This is a genomic window from Janibacter hoylei PVAS-1 (assembly GCF_004025845.1).
In the GTDB taxonomy this organism is placed as follows: domain Bacteria; phylum Actinomycetota; class Actinomycetes; order Actinomycetales; family Dermatophilaceae; genus Janibacter; species Janibacter hoylei.
Window position 1 is genome coordinate 1 of sequence record NZ_PIPF01000004.1, and the last position, 17039, is coordinate 17039.

14 protein-coding genes are annotated in these 17039 nt (G+C 61.1%); all 14 read right to left on the reverse strand.

The annotated features are described in order from the left end of the window. Window positions 1-110 precede the first annotated feature (110 nt). Window positions 111-1088, reverse strand: a complete 978-nt coding sequence (locus tag CWN80_RS04745; protein WP_128276968.1) for a hypothetical protein — start codon at window positions 1086-1088, stop codon at window positions 111-113. Between the two features lie 203 nt (window positions 1089-1291). Next, window positions 1292-2446: a glycosyltransferase family 4 protein gene (locus CWN80_RS16075; RefSeq protein ID WP_083853691.1), complete on the reverse strand. Its 1155-nt coding sequence runs from the start codon at window positions 2444-2446 to the stop codon at window positions 1292-1294. Window positions 2447-3617: 1171 nt separating this feature from the next. After that, on the reverse strand, window positions 3618-4751 hold the full coding sequence (locus CWN80_RS04755; RefSeq protein WP_128276969.1) for a glycosyltransferase family 4 protein: 1134 nt from the start codon (window positions 4749-4751) through the stop codon (window positions 3618-3620). Next, entirely contained in the window at window positions 4751-5884 is a 1134-nt protein-coding gene (gene wecB, locus CWN80_RS04760) for a non-hydrolyzing UDP-N-acetylglucosamine 2-epimerase (protein ID WP_007926932.1), read from the reverse strand. The genes CWN80_RS04755 and wecB overlap by 1 nt, the downstream gene beginning before the upstream one ends. A gap of 7 nt (window positions 5885-5891) precedes the next feature. Further along, window positions 5892-6995: a polysaccharide biosynthesis C-terminal domain-containing protein gene (locus tag CWN80_RS04765; protein WP_007926931.1), complete on the reverse strand. Its 1104-nt coding sequence runs from the start codon at window positions 6993-6995 to the stop codon at window positions 5892-5894. Next, window positions 6992-8023 carry an SDR family NAD(P)-dependent oxidoreductase gene (locus tag CWN80_RS04770; RefSeq protein ID WP_007926929.1) on the reverse strand — a complete coding sequence of 344 codons (1032 nt, stop codon included), beginning with the start codon at window positions 8021-8023 and terminating at the stop codon, window positions 6992-6994. The genes CWN80_RS04765 and CWN80_RS04770 overlap by 4 nt, the downstream gene beginning before the upstream one ends. Then, a complete protein-coding gene (locus CWN80_RS04775; protein WP_007926928.1) occupies window positions 8016-9284 on the reverse strand; it encodes a glycosyltransferase family 4 protein in 1269 nt (422 codons plus the stop codon). Before CWN80_RS04775 ends, CWN80_RS04770 begins: the two co-directional genes overlap by 8 nt. After that, on the reverse strand, window positions 9281-9859 hold the full coding sequence (locus CWN80_RS04780) for a GNAT family N-acetyltransferase (RefSeq protein ID WP_007926927.1): 579 nt from the start codon (window positions 9857-9859) through the stop codon (window positions 9281-9283). Before CWN80_RS04780 ends, CWN80_RS04775 begins: the two co-directional genes overlap by 4 nt. Next, on the reverse strand, window positions 9856-10704 hold the full coding sequence (locus CWN80_RS04785) for a hypothetical protein (protein ID WP_169330595.1): 849 nt from the start codon (window positions 10702-10704) through the stop codon (window positions 9856-9858). Before CWN80_RS04785 ends, CWN80_RS04780 begins: the two co-directional genes overlap by 4 nt. A gap of 191 nt (window positions 10705-10895) precedes the next feature. Next, a complete protein-coding gene (locus CWN80_RS16080; RefSeq protein ID WP_007926926.1) occupies window positions 10896-11534 on the reverse strand; it encodes a sugar transferase in 639 nt (212 codons plus the stop codon). A 5-nt stretch (window positions 11535-11539) separates the two neighbouring features. Then, window positions 11540-12556: a lipid II:glycine glycyltransferase FemX gene (locus CWN80_RS04795; protein ID WP_083853688.1), complete on the reverse strand. Its 1017-nt coding sequence runs from the start codon at window positions 12554-12556 to the stop codon at window positions 11540-11542. Beyond that, entirely contained in the window at window positions 12553-13728 is a 1176-nt protein-coding gene (locus CWN80_RS04800; protein WP_007926925.1) for a DegT/DnrJ/EryC1/StrS family aminotransferase, read from the reverse strand. Before CWN80_RS04800 ends, CWN80_RS04795 begins: the two co-directional genes overlap by 4 nt. After that, the gene (locus CWN80_RS04805; protein WP_007926924.1) at window positions 13725-15545 is read right to left on the reverse strand and encodes a polysaccharide biosynthesis protein; all 1821 of its coding nucleotides are present in this window, start codon (window positions 15543-15545) and stop codon (window positions 13725-13727) included. Before CWN80_RS04805 ends, CWN80_RS04800 begins: the two co-directional genes overlap by 4 nt. After that, a complete protein-coding gene (locus CWN80_RS04810) occupies window positions 15542-16963 on the reverse strand; it encodes a tyrosine-protein kinase domain-containing protein (protein ID WP_007926923.1) in 1422 nt (473 codons plus the stop codon). The genes CWN80_RS04805 and CWN80_RS04810 overlap by 4 nt, the downstream gene beginning before the upstream one ends. Window positions 16964-17039 lie beyond the last annotated feature (76 nt).

Consider the following 17039-nt stretch of genomic DNA (forward strand, 5'->3'; position numbering starts at 1 on the left):
ACGGCCATGGACAGGCCGACGTAGCCCGTGCCGACGACGGTGATCTTGCTGGTCACGTGATTCCCAATCAATTGTGTAGAAGCGTACGAGATCTGGCACCTGGCGGGTGATTAGACCGTCGCAGATCCACGACGGTCGCCGTAACGAGCACCGGGAATTTCTGGACGAACGGAATGCCTCAAACGTCGCTGAACCGACCTGAATTGGGGCTCAGTTCGTCTAGCCCGACTACGAGTCCTCTTCTCCCCAGTCTCGATTGCGAGCCAGGCCATCATCGCAAGAAGCGTGGTGGGGCCACTCATCGTGAGAAGCCACGCCTCAGAGAAGGAGTACGCGATAAGGGCGATCGCAAAGCACCCTGTCGTGGTCGAAAGCCTCCAGCTTGAGAGGAGCATGGTGTAGAACGTCGCCGCCAAAAAGGTTAGCCCAAGGAGCCCTCCGATAATGGCGAAAGAGAAGGCGGATCCTGCAACCACGTTGCCAAGTATAACTTCGCCACCGCGCGTGAAACCATAGCCGAAGAGAGGGCTGTCAGATAGAACCAGCTGAGCAATCTCCATCGAAGGCATCCGCGAATTACCGGCTCGAAACAGATCGTGCCCAAAAAGAATAGATGGGTAGAACGCCGCGATCGCTGCGGCAGTCACAGTGAAACCAAGTGAAAATCTCACAGCGAAGCGATTATCGGCGAAAAATCCAAGCAGAACAATCAAGCCAAAGAATACCAACGCTGAGGAACGACTCGCGGAAGCCAATAGGGAGGCTATGGCGACAATCACCATGACGAACTTGGTCCATCCCCCTTGGCGGACAGTAGCGAGAAAGAGGAGCAGCCCTGAAACAAAGCCCAAAAGATTGGCGTTCTCGAAGACCCCCCGGAATCGTCCTTGCTCGAATGCGATAGAGGTTGATCCTGTAAAGGCAATCCCAAGAACGAGTAGCACGCATATTCCGGACCACATGCCGTCTGCGACTTCTCTCGCCTCATAGCTCCGATGCAGCGGCCACGACACGCCCAAAAGCAGTAGGACCCCCAGCAGGCGAGCCAAGGGGAAGGGGTCAGCAGGATGAACTGCGAAAAGGGTCACCAACAATGCAGCGTGCAAACCTGCAATCCAGTAGATTCCGCGCGCTCGGCGATCATTCGAGCCTTTAGCGGGCGAAAGAACGAAACTCCCACCCAAAATCAGGGCCGCCGAGAGGCGTAGGTACAAGCTGTATGGGGTGAGCGCGGGAATGCTCGTCGCGGAAAGTCCGATTAGAACGGTGCATATTGCTATTACGATCCTGCTCACTGCGGTGCCTCCCACGGCGGCGTTGGGCGCCGCTTAGCGACCCCCAAGGAGAACTCCAGGCAACCAGCAAGGTAGGCGCCAACAGTCTGAGGTGACACTCGATCGCGATACGCCTCCGCACGTCTGGTCCACGCCTGAAGGACGGCTGGATCAGAGACGGCCTTATCGAGCGAAGATGCCAATGCGTCGCTATCTCCCGTCGGAAATATTTCTCCCGCACCACTGAAGTGGACTAGGTCCGCGCTGACCGAGTCCGGCGTAGCAAGCACGGGCACCCCGGCCCGTAGCGCCAAGTTCACCGTCACATTCCAGCCGTCGAAAGCACTTGGTACGACGACCAGGTCGAAATCTTGAATCACGTTGAGGAGATCTCGGGTTGGCACGGTTCCCCTCATCCGCACGTGGTCGGATCTGGGAGCCCATTGGTGCACTGCTTCGGCGTCGGGCCCATAGTCTCCGACGATGTCCAGTGTTGCCCCTTTTACGGTACGGAGTTCCCAAGCTCGGAGCAGCGTGTCTGTGCCCTTCGTTGTAAAGCACAGTCGCCCTACGTAAAGCACTCTCACGACATCTTCCGGCACCTCGATGGAGGGAAACGTGGGATTAGTTGCTTGTTCGGGCGGACAGTACATGAACGGCGCCATCTTGTGAGTTGGCCATCCATAAGATTGGAAAGTCTCCACTCCCAAACGTCCGAGCGGAAGTAGCAGCGAAACTGATGGCTCGAACTTTCTGCGTAGCCATTTATGCTTCGCCCGGATCCCGAGGCGTCGTGCCACTCGTCGAGCCAACGGTCCGTAGGATCCCGGCCGCTCGCTCATAACAGTGAACCCAGCGAGTGGTGCCACTCGAGTGGCCTGTAGAAGAGCGTTGCCGACGTTCCCCGTCAAGCCATTAAAAACATGGTGATTGGCATCTCCTGGAGGGAAAGCGCGCAAGATGGCGTCAACGTCTACTTTTGCGACCCTGCGCCAGTCCAATGGCCACCCTTCGTCGGAATAATTGGACCATCCGAGGGACCGACGTTCACTCCTGGTCTCCTCGAAATGGAGAACTTTGACATCCGCAGGCCAGATACGAGCCAAAGATGTCAGAGCCCCGAGCTCCACATGGGGTGGGCTATCAAACCAAAATACCAAGGTGGCCGTCATGCGTGCTCCTTCGTGATTGGTCGAACAACAGTGACTAAAGCGATTAGTCCGACTGCCTCCCCAGCCAAGGGCGCAACGGATACGATGTTAGCCGAACCGTGCGCTAAACCGAATGCCGCACAGCCAAGGAGGGATATTACAGTCATCATCAGAAGTGCAGAGACGTGTCGCCTGCGTCCGGAGTGAATCAGCCTGAAGTGCTGGGTCCGATTGAAAAGTGCAATTGGCAGGGACGCCCAGACGTAAACCCAGATCGCCGCGTCGTTAGCCGCGAGAGAAAGACTCATGAGAGATTGGATTTTATCTCCGGCGACCACTGCCGAGAGAGCGCCGGCCGTCGCAGCCCCAATTGCAATCGCTTCAACTCCCCGCATCCAACGCTGTGCGCCAGCCTCTCTTCGTACCGAAAGTAACGTCTGTGGTGCGGATATGAGCGCGCCGGACGCTGCTTGTTGCATCGACATTGCAGTCGAGTAGACGCCTGCTAGATATGGGGGTGCAGTCAAGGGCATGAGTAGGAAAGGAGACCTGTCGATCAGGGCGTATAGCAGGGAAGTTCCAAACAAATCTCCGTCATAGGCCAGGCGCATGCAGGTGGCCAAGCGGTGATGTCCCGACCGTGAAGGGTCGTGCCATGCTAGGTACAGCAAAATGATGAACCGGATCGCGGACGTTGTGGCAATGGCTGTCGCTACGGACGTGTTGAGTAGCGTCAGGACGACTGCGCCTGACTTTGTCAACGTGTCAACCGCAATGAGGCTAGGGGTTCGAAGGAGCCCTCTCAGGTATGCGACTTCAATTTCGCTAAGATTATTGGCTGTGCCAGCGAGCGATCCTCCTAATGCCGCAGAGGTGTCAATGCCCGAAAGATGGCCAAAGACAATAGACGCGAGGGATGAGAGAATTAGCGTAGTAGGGCCAACAATTTGGGCACGAACCCTTCTCACCGCCTGTCGGGTGGAATTCGACCCGGTCGCGAAATTTAGCGTGGTTCCGCCCCCGAGCAGTGCTCCTGCTATTGCGGCCACACTCAGACCAAAAGCGTACCCCGCAATTTCTTGTAGTTGCCCCCCATTGGCTGCGACTATGAGTGCCAAGGCAGAGAGTGCGGCGGAACTAGCGGATCCGAAAGGGCTGATAAGGGCTCTAATTTGGGGAGAGGCTGAGAGCTTCACGTGGTTGCGGCGGTCAGCCTAGCGAATAGATGACTTGAAGAACTGCCCATCGAGTGCCAGCTCTCATATTCGGCCCCGGCGGCCTTCTTGGCGGAGAGGATTTCTGCATCGGTGGAATTGAGGTAGCGCCTGATTGCGTGGGCCCAATTCTCTGGATCCAGATCAGGGACCAGAGTGCCTAACCGTTCCGCTGTTGCAGTCCATGGGGTTGTTGGTGGAACCATTATTGGGCACGAATGGGCGAGCGCCTCGGCGAAGGCGTGCCCAAAATTCTCGCCCGCGGTCGGGGTGACTGCCAGATCGTGTTGTGCGTACATGCCCAAAAGGGTGTCGTGGGGTATGGGGCCCAAGAAGTTCACTACGATATGGCTGGGTAGTTGGTTCGCCTGTTTGATGCAATCTTCGGCATACGCGCGCTCGTCCTGACGGAAGCCGCCGCAAACATTTAGTACCGCTGGCGTGTCGACCGATGCGAGGGATATGATTAAGATATCAAGACCCTTTTTGGGGGTGATGCGTCCCGCATAGATGAGTTGCCGAGGATTATTTGGTGGGCGCCCAAGGGTTGCCGTCGTGCCGAGTAACGTTTGGTTCTCTGAAACAAGGGTGGACGCACCAGGGAAGACTTTGAGTATGTGATTCAATTCGTCTTGGTTCGTGGCATGCCATGTTACCTGGCGCAGAACGCCCAGCGTGCGCAGCAATGAGATGAAAAGGCGCTTTTTGCGGGCCTTGATGGCCAATGCCCCCGGGTGCAGTTCACCGCGCGGAGCTAGCGCTATATTGCTGCCTTTTCCCCAGATGACCCAGAGGATGGACGGGAGGATGGAGTAGCGAAGGTCGAACAAGGAATTTGCATAGAGCAGATCGCCACGACGCGCCCGCAATGTGAATTCTCGGGTGAGTTGATGCAACTGCCTAGTTCGCAGTACCGGAACGACTCCGAGTCGTGCCCACACCTGGGTCGGGATTGTTCCCGGTAAGGGGCCGTCCAAATCGCGGTCGGACGTGATGACCTCAAGGTCCTCTGGGCGGTCGAAGTTGTCTATCAGTGCTTTGACACTGCGGATCGGACCGCCAGCTGCGTGCGCCGGCCAAAAGAAGTGGGAAGTTATGGTAATGCGTTGCATTATTGTCGAATTCCTGCCCAAGCGTGATGGCGGCCCGCAGTGGACAGGATGAAGTTTACTGTGCGTTCGCTAGTATTGGTGACGAGGTAATCGTCGGGAGTGATTTGACTAACCCCCTGCCTGTTTGAAGGCGAATCCATTGCAACGCGAACCGCGCGGACGACGTCGCTGGACTTGAGGCCAGTCATCATGATGCCACCTGTGTCGAGCGCCTCTGGTCTTTCGATAGAGTCGCGAAGTGTAACGGCTGGAAACCCTAAAATTGATGACTCCTCAGCAATCGTACCCGAGTCGCTAAGGCAGCAGGCGGCAGAGAGCTGGAGTTTGTTGTAGTCATGGAACCCGAGGGGGTCGCTAAACACAATGCCCTGAGGCTCCGACCAGCCAGGGAGTTCTTCGAGGCGTTTGCGCGTCCGTGGGTGTGTGGAGACGAAGACCGGGAGCCTGAAGGAGTCGTGCACGGCCGTGAGGCACGCGAGGAGCATCCGGAGTCGTTCGGGTGAGTCGACGTTCTCCTCGCGGTGTGCGCTGACGAGGAAGTAGCCGCCCTGGGACAGCTTTTTGTCCGCAAGCACCGTTGACGCGTCGATCTCGGCGCGGTAGGCATCGAGCACCTCACGCATCGGCGAACCCGTCTTGAGGATCCGACGGGGGTGCAAGCCCTCGGCCAGAAGGTTGCGTCGTGCGTGCTCGGTGTAGACAAGGTTGAAGTCGGCGACGTGGTCGACGAGCCGTCTGTTGGTCTCCTCGGGGACGTTGAGGTCGAAGCAGCGGTTGCCGGCCTCCATGTGGTACACGGGCACCTTCATCCGCCGGGCCATGAGCGCGGCGATGCACGAGTTGGTGTCGCCCAGCACGAGGAGCGCGTCGGGCTGCTCGTGCCGGATGACGGCCTCGACGGCGACGAGCGTCCCCCCGAGGACCGCACCCAGGGACGAGGTGTCCACCCCAAGCATGTGGTCGGGCTTGCGGATGCCGAGGTCCTCGAAGAAGACCTGGTTGAGTTCGTAGTCGTAGTTCTGCCCCGTATGGACCAAGACGTGCTCGACACCCGCTGTCCTGTCGAGCCTTAGGAGCACCCGCGAGAGGCGGATGAGCTCGGGTCGGGTGCCGACGACGGTCATGACCTTCATATGGCTGCTACTCCTGCGGGCGAACGGGCTCGGGGAATGTGTCAGGGGCCTCTGAGCGGAAGAGCTCGTGGCTCCAGAATTGGGTGAAGAGCACCTCGTCACCCGTATTGGTGATGTTGTGAACCCAACCGACGGGCATGTCTATCGCGACGGGTGACTCTCCGTCGGCCTCGAAGGTGAGCACCTCGTCGGTGAACATCTTGCGAAGCTCCATCGTGCCCTTGCCCCGGATGATCGCGAAGCGCTCGATCTTCGACAGATGGTAGTGCTCACCGCGCGTGATGCCCGGGACGGTCGTGGAGAAGGAGGTCTGTCCCTCCCCGCCACGGCAGCGCACGGTCTCGACGAAGGCGCCGCGTGGATCGGAGTGCGGCACCAGCTGGATCGGGTAGTGCTCCGGGAAGAGGGCGGACCGGTACGTGTTGAAGAGATCGATCCGGAACTTGCTCGACAAATCCGGGATCTCGCCCTGTGGCACGTACGTCGCGTGGAACTCCTGCAGGAGGTCCCAGACCTCTTGGACTCCGTGCGTTTCGGGCGCGGGACGCAGCTGTGCGACGTCCTCGGTCAGGCCGTCGAGCAGGGCCTGAGCAGCATCCTGGACGTGGAGCAGACCGACCTGATTGTCGTTGATCGTCACGTTCTCCCCGGTGACGGTTGCATGGACGAAGGTGGCTACGAAGGAATTGTACCGCGGCCGCCCATGCTCCCCGAAGATGTTGGGGAGGAGGACGTCGACGAACCAGCCTCCGTTTGCCTCCGTCGCCTCACGCAAGATGCGCGCCGAGTCCTCCTTGCCGGTCCCGTACGGCGTGCCGTTCCCGGCCTGCGTCGAGTTCGCGAAAACGACGCGTAGTGGGCGGCCTGCCCGTGTGATGGCCTCTGCCAGTTCTGCGGCCAGAGAGAGGTTGCCCTCCCGGACCTCGTTGTCGGAGTCGGCACGGTTGACCCCGGCGATGTGGATGATGGCGTCCGCACCCCCCACGATCGACGTCAGGCCCTGCCATTCAGTGCGCCCGACTGGAACCACCTCATGGTTGGTGAGTGCGTGCAGCCGAAGCCGGGTGTGCCAGCCGAGGAAGCCCCCCGCACCGGTCAGGACGACCTTCATGCCAATCCCTCCAGGACGGCTTGCATCTCGGGCAGAGCTGCGATGAGCGTCTTGGCCTGCTCGACATTCATCTGCTCCGTGTTGTTCGAGTCGAAGTCGATAGCGGCAGCCACGTCGTCCTCGCCGTCCTCGACATACTTTGAGTAGTCCAGGCTCCGGGCGTCGAGCGGCACACGGAAGTAGTCGCCCTGGTCTGTGGCCTTGGTCATCTCCTCCGGCGAGAGGAGCGTTTCGTACATCTTCTCGCCGTGCCGCATCCCGATCCTGCGGATGTCGGGGGACTCGACCCCCATGAGTGAGGCGACGGCCCTGGCAAGGGTGTCAACAGTGCACGCAGGCGCCTTCTTTACGAAGAGATCGCCGGGCTGGGCGTGGAAGAAGGCGTGCTTAACGAGGTCCACTGATTCCTCGAGCGACATGAGGAACCGTGTCATGCGCGGTTCGGTGACTGTTAGGGGCTTGCCCTCACGGATCTGACGGACGAAGAGCGGAATGACGGAGCCGCGCGAGTACATCACGTTGCCGTACCGCGTGACCGAGACCGTCGTGGAGGCGTTTGGGGTGTTTCTCGCGAAGGCTTGGGCGGACTTTTCCATGAGCGCCTTGCTCATCCCCATCGCGTTTACGGGATAGACGGCTTTGTCGGTGCTCAAACACACGACGGACTTCACGCGGTGGGCGTGTGCGGACTCAATGACGTTCTGGCTGCCAACAACGTTGGTCTTCACGGCCTGATCCGGGAAGAACTCGCAACTCGGAACTTGCTTCAGCGCAGCAGCATGGAATACAAAATCCGCGTCTGCCATTGCCGCGTCGACGCTGTGACGGTCGCGCACGTCGCCAATGAAGAACTTGACGCGCTGGTCTGCAAGTGACTGACGCATCTCGTCCTGTTTGGCCTCGTCGCGGCTCAAGACGTGAATGTTGCCAACACCTTCGGTAAGAAGGTGTCGAACCATCGTCTTCCCAAAGGACCCAGTGCCACCTGTGATGACGAGAGTCGCGCCACTTAATGAATGATTAACCACAATATTCAATCTCTCGATTCGTTGCAACGGATTCCAGTACGGCTGAGAGTCGAGCTGCGCCGACCACCTCAGAGAGATTCTCTTCGTAATAGGCGCGCGAACGTGCGCGGGCGGCAGCCAGGTCCGAGTCCCGCAGGGCAGCGACCTCGGATATGGCGTCGCTCAGTTGCTGCACATCTCCCGGCGCTGCCAGCCATGCGCCAGCGTCCGCTAGAACCTCTGCGGCGTCACCAGACACCGCAGCGACTACTACGCTACCGGACGCCAAGACACTTTGGACCTTGCTGGGCATCGTCATGTGGAAGAGCGGATCATCAGCCAAGGAGATCAGCTGCGCGTCTGCCTCGGCCATTAGTTCACTGGCCTCGTGAAGTGAGACGGGATCAATGAAATGAATCCTGTCCTTCGCAAGATCTTCTGCCTGCGCCCGTAGGGCTGTGCGCGCAACACCGTCCCCAATCAGGGCCAGATGAACGTTGCCGGGTGCGAGAGACACGGCCGAGATGGCCGTCGCCAAATTTTGAGAAGGGCCTAGAGTTCCAGCGTACGTGAGTAGGAAATCTTTGTCCGATAGGCCCAGCTCCTGGACCAGCGTGCCCTTCTTCGCTCGAGGGCGCATGACAGTCTCGTCCGCCCAGTTGGGGACATATACGAGCTTGCCTGCTGGAACGCCCCGCATTTCCAGTTCCAGTACCGCGCTCGGAGAAATGACGGCCACTGCGTCACTTAGTCGGTACGAAAGGCCGACGAACCGCGAGAGGGCATTCGCCACCCACTTTGCCAAGAGCGGGGAGCCTATGAATCCCGAGGAAGTCACGGAGTCTGGCCAAATGTCCTGCACAAACAAAACATATCGCTTGCGCAATATCACCCGCGCCACCATGGCCGGCAGAGCCGCAGTCGCGGGCGATGAGTAGACAAGGACCACGTCTGCGCGAGCGCAGCGCCATAGAGTGACGGGTATGCATGAAATGGCCCAAGAAATATACGTGAGCATTCTGCGTGCGGGGGATTGGTCGCGGCTAGGATAAACAGGCGCGCGTGAGATCTGATAGCCGCTAATTAACTCGCGCATATAGGTGCGCGGGTCGTACCCATCCTGAACTCTGCCAGTTGGGTAATTTGGGTGCGCCGTGATGACTTCCACGTCCCAATGACGTCGCCGGAGGGCGTCGGCTATCCACCTGGGGATAGCTACGGGCTCGGGTGTGAACCATTGGGTGAGGTACAAGACTCGACCGTGGTCCCGTTGCGGCTTCATCCAATGTGGCCTTCGACAATCAGGCGGCGGTAGTCGGCAGAATCGGCCAAGTTGTCGAAATCAGACTTCAGTACGCCAACGTAAAGGAGATCGACGAAGGATCCGTGACGCCAGATGTGCTTGCGAGCCACCCCCTCCACGGACCATCCGCACTTATCGACGTAAGCGCGTCTCGACGCTTCATTATCTGCGAGGATTGCGCCGTGGAGTCGCGTCAATCCGACATCGTAGAACGCAAAAGCCATTACTGCCATGATGGCATCGGTGCCATAGCCCCGACCGCGCATTGGTGCCGTCCCACCAAGTTTGAGCGCGGTGAGGGCGTGGCTGTTGTGCCAATCAACGTCCCAAATCCCGGTGAGTCCTAGGGGCTCATTTTCGTGAGTTGTCACCAGCCAACGATGGGTAGTGCCAGCATTCTGCTGAGAGAACCAGCGCTCCTGCGCTGTTAGCGACGATGGCCAGTCCCACCCGACTACTTTGCCGCGGACTGCCGGGTCCGCGTTGAGGTCATGGACGAAACCTTGATCGGACGTCTCGATGGGGCGCAGGGCAGTTCGCTTCCCGTAGATCATGTGTTCTCCTGCCGGTGTCTACTGACAGCGTCAACAATTCGTTCCATATCGTACAGTCCGTAGCGTTGATCGATCGGAAAAGAAATCAAGTCATTTCGCCACTTGGCTCTCTTTAGTCTTGCCGGCTGTGGCCAATGAATAGGGCAGTAGATTTCCTCGTGTGCAAGTTTCCGCTGAAGAGTTTCAGGTTGTTTAACCCTGCAGGTGACGAACGCCGGCGCTAAATGCTTGGTGTAGCCCGAAAGGGGAGAAACGCCCGGGACCTCTCCAAGGAGGTTGAGGAGGTGTGTCGAGTTTTCGGTTCGGATTCGCGCGATTTCCTCCGTGCGCAAAAACTGGAGGTCTTGCTCGCTTGCTCGGGAAATTTTGGTGATTCCCTGAATGGAGTTTAGGTATTCCTCAAATCCTCTCATCGTTGCCTGGGATTCTTGGGCCGCCCCGCCGGTCCTAATTGTTTGGGACTTCGCCTCGGCGGCGCGGCGGCGCGTAGTCACCAACTGTGGGTCCAGCTCGTCAGCGATCTCCGTTGGACGGCTTAGATCTCCGTATATGACCGCCCCATCTCCGATGGGCAGGGTCTTGCGGAGGCTGATGACGGTTAAATCGTCGCTCCATGCGGGAGGGGAGAAGGGGGCGTGGGTGATGTCGGAGACGATTATGACCCCTCGTTCCTGAGCATCGTTGATTGCTGAGACTACCGCGGAGGGAAACTCTCTGCCGAAAAAGTTGCATATCAATACTGCTTCTCGCGGATGTGCTAAAACTAGCGACTCAACAGACGGCATAAGGTCTTCATCTAGCTTACTGAGCGACCAAGGTAGATGATTCTCGAACGGCTGTAACATGCTCGAGCACAAATATTCGGGTAGGTGCACCTTTGAAACGCCATAGGCGCGCAACCTCTGTGCTGCTAGTTCGAGTGCCTGCCTGCCAAGGGCGACGAGGGTATGACGCTGGTCGCGCCAATGTTGATATTGGGGAACGTCGGCGACGAAAGAGCTGCTTGGTGCCTCAAAATAGCTTCCGATGCTCCGATTCACTTGGGCCACCCCGGTGGGGCCAACCGCACTGGGGACAGGTCGTCGACCTCTGCCTGGGTCTGACCGACGTGTTGGTCTACCCCTCGAAGAGCGGCGGGTATGGTCAGCAACAAGATCTTCAGGTCGTTCCAGAGACTGACGTTGCTTAGGTAGCGAAGATCTGCCTCGATCCGTGCAGACCACGGGGATGCATTTCGCCCCTCGATCTGTGCCAAGCCGGTGAGTCCAGGTCGCACATTTAGGCGTCTCCGCTGCTCGTCCGTATAGCGGATTGCCTGTGAGTGGAGGCCTGGTCTTGGCCCCACGAGGCTCATGTCACCTCGAAGAATATTCAGGAGTTGCGGGAGTTCGTCCAGGCTAGTCCTGCGCAGCCAACTGCCGACTGGTGTGATTGCATTAGGTTGCGGGTATCCACCAGAGCGTTCGTGAGTGCCAACCTCCATCGTGCGGAACTTGATCAGTTTGAATGGGTGCCCGTGCAAGCCCGGGCGTTCCTGACAAAAGTACACGGGTGAGCCCGACGTAATTCGGACTGCGGCGGCGCACACGATATGAATTGGGCTGGTAGCGAGGGCGAGCGCCCCAGCGACTGCGATGTCGAGTAGGCGTTTACCTCTGGACTCGTACCACGTCACTGTGGTTACCCCGATCGGTAGGCTGGGAAGAATGTGGACGTCGGTAACGGGGTGTTCCTCATCTGGTTCACAAGACGTTGATACCTGGCTGGGTCGATGATGTGTCCGGTGGCAGCGAAGGAAAGCAGTTCTCCTCCAAACGACTTTTTGAAGCGCAGGAGGGCATCATTGGTCCCCACGCCTCCCCCAAGGTGAAGGCGTCGAAGACCGTTCTGGGCCGACCAGAGCATCGCCTGCCAGATCAGTAGGTTGTTGGCTCCCACACGTGCGTGTAAAGGCTCCGATCCGGAGAGGTGGTAGTGCAGGGTTTGGTTGTGCCGGAGGAGCAATGCGGCGGCAGCGGGCTTTCCTTGAGAATCCTGGACTTCTACAAGTTGGAGGTCGCTTCCTAGGGACTCAAGAAGGGCAACGTAGTACATATCCGAGAAGAAGTACCCCTTTTTAGCTCGCACGCGGTGCATAGTTGCCTCGTATAGGCGACGAAATGGGCCGTGTGGGTGGAGGTCCTCTTTCGTGGCGGGTCTTACAAGGCTCGTTAATCCAGACTTCTGCGCTTTGCGGATAGCTGTCCTGCTTCGGCCCTCAAGGCTTTTCCACATTTCGTCCGGGGTTGAGATGGGCACGGCGACAGTGGGGTGGTCTGGGACTACCGTCAAATGTTGTCCTAGGTGCTGAGCTGGCATGGTGTGTACCAGCGGAGAGTGCCTCAAGAAGAGGGAGACCACGCCTGCCTCTCGGAGGATTCCCTTTGCGCTTTCCCACATCGCCTGCTGGTCGCTGGCCGGGAGGTCCGGATTGACCGCGATCCCAGCGTAGCCGTAGGGGGACGAGGCATCGAAGAGCTCAGTTTGGCCAGGAATTGACGACACGAGGAAGGGGAGCTGCCAGTCCCCGCTGTCGTCGGTCAGGGTGTGCCATGTCCCGCCGGTCTCGATCTGGCAGGCGGTCCCGTAGAGGGAGGAGAAGTAGACGTCGGGGGCTGGTGGAACGGGGGCGCCTAGCGAGCGTATGCCGAGCATCATTGAGCGAGGTTCCTGTGGAGTGAGTCGGCGACGTGGTCGATGTCGCTGTCGGACAATGCTGGCCCACTGGGCAAGGTGACCCCGCGGGTGAAGAGGTCCTCACTGACTCCGGTGGTGAAGGAGCGGGCGTCGGAGAAGACCGGCTGGAGGTGCATCGGCTTCCAGAGGTGACGGACTTCGATGTGCTGGTCGGACATGGCTGACACGATCTTGTCAGCAGGTGTCTCGTCCCCGGTTCCTTCGAGGCCCCTTCGTCGCACCTCAGGGAATGGGAAGTCGAGCACGACGGTGGTCAGCCAGTAGTTGTCGCCGGCGTCGTCTCGGCCGGCGTCGTCGCGGCCAAGGAAACGCAGTGGGAGGTCGGCGAAGGCGGTCGCGTACCGATCGCGGATCTCGCGACGGCGGGCGATCATCTGGTCCAGACGCTCGAGCTGCCCTCGTCCGAGTGCTGCCAGCACGTTGGACAGTCGGTAGTTGTACCCGATCTCGGTGTGCTCGTACCAGGCCACTGGCTCGCGGGACTGCGTCGACAGCTTGCGGGCGTGGTCGATCAGCTCCGCGTCGTCGCTGAGGAGCATGCCTCCGCCCGAGGTCGTCATGATCTTGTTGCCATTGAAGGACAGCGCGGCAGCGCGGCCGAAGGAACCGGCAGCGCGAGCGTCCAGTGAGGCGCCCAATGACTCCGCGGCATCTTCGAGCAAGGGCACACCCAGGTCTGCCAAGCTTTGCTCGAGTACCCCGTAGTCGCAGGGGCGGCCGAAGAGGTCGACGGGGATCGCCGCCACCACGGTCTCGCCCTCAGCTTGGAGGGCCCGTACGGCGTCCAACATCAGCTCGGCATCGACATTGCCGTCGCTGCTCTGTGAGTCGACGAAGACGGGCTCCGCACCGGTGTAGACCACGGCATTGGCCGTGGCGGCGAAGGTCATGCTCGACAGCACGACCTTGGTCCCAGGTCGGGCGCCGAGATGGATCAGGGCGAGGTGCAACGCAGCCGTGCCCGAGCTGAGCGCGAGTGCATGCCCGACACCGACACGCTCGGCGATCTCTCGCTCGAAGGCGTCAACATGCGGCCCCAGAGGGGCGACCCATCCGGAGCGGAGCGCGTCCAGGACGTAACGCTCCTCGGCCGCGCCGATGAGGGCCTGGGACATGAGGATCCGCTCGCTCATGCTTCAAGTCTTTCAGGGCTAGGTGCGGCAGCCATGCGCATCCACTCTGCGGACGCAGCCGCGTCGCCGTGGACCGTCCGACCGACCTGCTCCGAGTCGATGCGCGGGACATCGACGCTGTTTACCAAACTGTGGTCGGTCGACTGGATCGTCTCGCCCGGTGTGAAGAGCTCCTCGGACATCTTCTCTCCGGGGCGCAGGCCCGTGTAGACGATCTCGATGTCGTTGCGACCCGAGAGCTCGATGAGGGTTGTCGCGACGTCTTGGATCTTCGCCGGCTCGCCCATGTCGAGCACCATGACCTCCCCGTCGCGACCGATCGCGGCGGCCTGGAGCACGAGTTGGCAGGCCTCGGGGATGAGCATGAAGTAGCGCTCGACGTCAGGGTGGGTCACCGTCACCGGGCCGCCCTGCTCGATCTGCTTGGTGAAGGCAGTGATGACCGACCCCCGTGAGCCGAGGACATTGCCGAATCGGACGCTGACGTAGGTGTTGTCGTCTTTGGCCGCGAAGTCCGCGGTCAGCCGCTCGGTGACGCGCTTGCTGTACCCGAGCACACAGCACGGGTTGGCCGCCTTGTCCGTCGACACGTTGACGAAGGTCTTCACACCCACGGCATGGGCGGCCCGCAGCACGTTGAGCGTGCCGAGAACGTTTGTCTGCCAGGCCTCCTGCGGGTACATCTCGAGCAGGGGTAGGTGCTTGAGGGCGGCGGCATGGAAGACGACGTCGGGTCGGTGGTGCTCGAAGACCGCGAGCATGCGGGCCGCATCGCGTATGTTGCCCAGGACGACGTCGTCGGTGTCGAGGAGGCCTTGGCCGGTCACGGAGAGCTGGACAGCATGGAGAGCGGACTCGTCACGGTCGAGCATGACGAGTTTCTTCGGACCGAACTTGTCGATCTGCCGGCACAGCTCCGAGCCGATCGAGCCGCCGGCGCCGGTCACGAGCACGACCTTGCCCGAGATCGTGTCGGCGATCGCGGAGGCGTCGAGCTCGATGGGGCGCCGGCCGAGGAAGTCGGCGAGGTCGAGGCTGCGCAGGTCACCGCCACCGACGCGACCCAGGATCTCGTGCGTCCGGGGGAGGATCAGCGTCTCGAGACCCGCATCCTGAGCTGAAGAGCGCAGCGTCTTGACGAGATCGGGGCTCGCGCTCGGGACGGCGATGGCCAGAGTGGTCGCCTCGGTCTCGGCAGCCACGGCTGCGAGGTCATCGCGGGTGCCCAGCACGCGGACCCCGTCGATGCGCATCCGGCGCTTGCGTCGGTCGTCGTCGAGCAGACCGACCGGGGTCATCGTCTCGCTCTTGTCCCGCACCAGCGCACGGACGAGCTGGCGGCCCCCTTCGCCCGCGCCGAAGACGAGCACACGGACCTCGGGGAGGCGATCTCTGCGGCTACGGCTCCTGCTCGCCCGGAGCACGAAGCGCGCGCCAAACATGCCGAGGACGGCGATGGTGCTCGAGGTGAAGGGGAGGGAACGCGGGCCGAGGTCGAGGGGCCCAACCAGAGACAGCACCTGCAGCGGTGCCATCCACAGCAGCACCGTCTTGCCGATGTCGATGATCTCCTCGTAGGAGCCGCGCAGGTGCCCGACGGCGTAGGGCCCGATCAAGCCACCGATGATCAGGTGCGCGACGGCGGCGATGAGGGCCAGCTTGAGCACGGGCAGGGTGATGGCGAGCTCGACATCGAAGTCGTAGCGCAACCACGCTGCGAAGAAGGCCGCAGCGAAGAGCACGCCGAGGTCGACGCCGGCCCACGACCAGCGGTTGAGGTGGAACCTCTGAGCAGCCCCCCCGGGCGTTGCGGTCACCCCTGCCTCCTGCCGATGAGCTTGCGGTCGCCCTGCTTGCGCGCCGTGCGCGAGGTCGGGTGGCTCTCCGGGTGGTAGTAGCCGTAGTACCCCGCGCCATAACCTCCGCCCGAGGTGCTGACGCGGTTGAGCACGAGCCCGAGCAGGTGGTTGTCGACGGCCCCGAGCGCCTCGAGGCTGGCCTCGAGTTGCTCGCTGCGGACGACCTGGGATCCGACGAGCACGATGACGCCGTCGACCTTGGTGCTGAGCACCACCGCGTCGGTGACGGGCAGCACGGGCGGGGTGTCGATGAGCACGTAGTCAAATCGGGCGCTGAGCACGGTGAGTACCCGGCTCATCGCCTCGGACGCGAGCAGCTCGCTCGGGTTGGGCGGGATCGCGCCGGCACCGATGACCTCGAGTCCGTGGATGCCATAGGGCTGCAGCACGTCGTCGAGGGTGGCGCGCTCGATGAGCACGTCGGTCAGGCCGGCTGAGCCCTCGAGGCCAAGGTAGTCGAGCAGCCGCGGGCGGCGCAGGTCGCCTTCGACGAGGCAGACACGCGACCCCGACTCGACGAGGGCGAGGGTGAGGTTGGCGATCGTCGTCGACTTGCCCTCGCCGGGGATCGACGAGGTGAGCAGGATCGTGCGGGGGTGGCTCGCCGCGTTGACAAACATGAGGTTGGTGCGGAGCGCGCGAAATGCCTCGGACCGCGGCGACGACGGGTCCGACTCGACGATGAGCGGCTCCTTGGCCGCGCGCGGATCGTGGTGCACCGAGCCGATGATCGGCTCCTCCGTGATGTCCTCGACGTCGTCGGCCGTGCGCACCGTCGTGTCGACGAGGTGGCGCAGCACCGCCAGGCCAAACCCGACGAGCAAGCCGAGCACGACGCCGAGCGCGAGGTTGCGCACGGGGACCGGGCTGACCGGGGTGCTGCTCGTCGTCGCCGGCTTGACCATCGAGATCTTGATCGGGGACCGGTTGCTGCCGGAGGGTCGCTCGATGTCGCTGACGACCTTGGGGAAGGTCTCGCCGATCGCCCGGGCGATCTCCTGAGCGCGCGCAGGGTCGGTGTCGGTGACCGACACCTCGAGCAGCACGGTGTCGGGCGGGGTGGTGACCTGCACCTTGCGCGCGAGGTCGCCGGCCGTCGTGTCGTCCCCCAGCTCTTCGATGACCGGGTTGAGGGCCCGCGGCGTCGTCAGCAGCTGGGCGTACGACTTGACCCGCTCCTGGGTGAAGGTGCTGCCCTGCTGGAGCTGAGCCGTGTCACCGGTACCCGAGACCGAGACGAAGAACTGCGTGCTCGACGAGTACTGCTTCGTCTGCAGGGTGGTGAGCAGGGCCGCCAACCCGACGACCACCAGCGTGGTGATGGCGATGGTCAACCATCGCTTCCTCAGGATCTTCAGGTAGTCCTGCAGTTCCACGTGTCCTGGTCTCCCGGGGTCAACATCTGGCGGCGTTTTCGTCCCTTGTGACAACCAGCACGTGCCGTTGTCACCG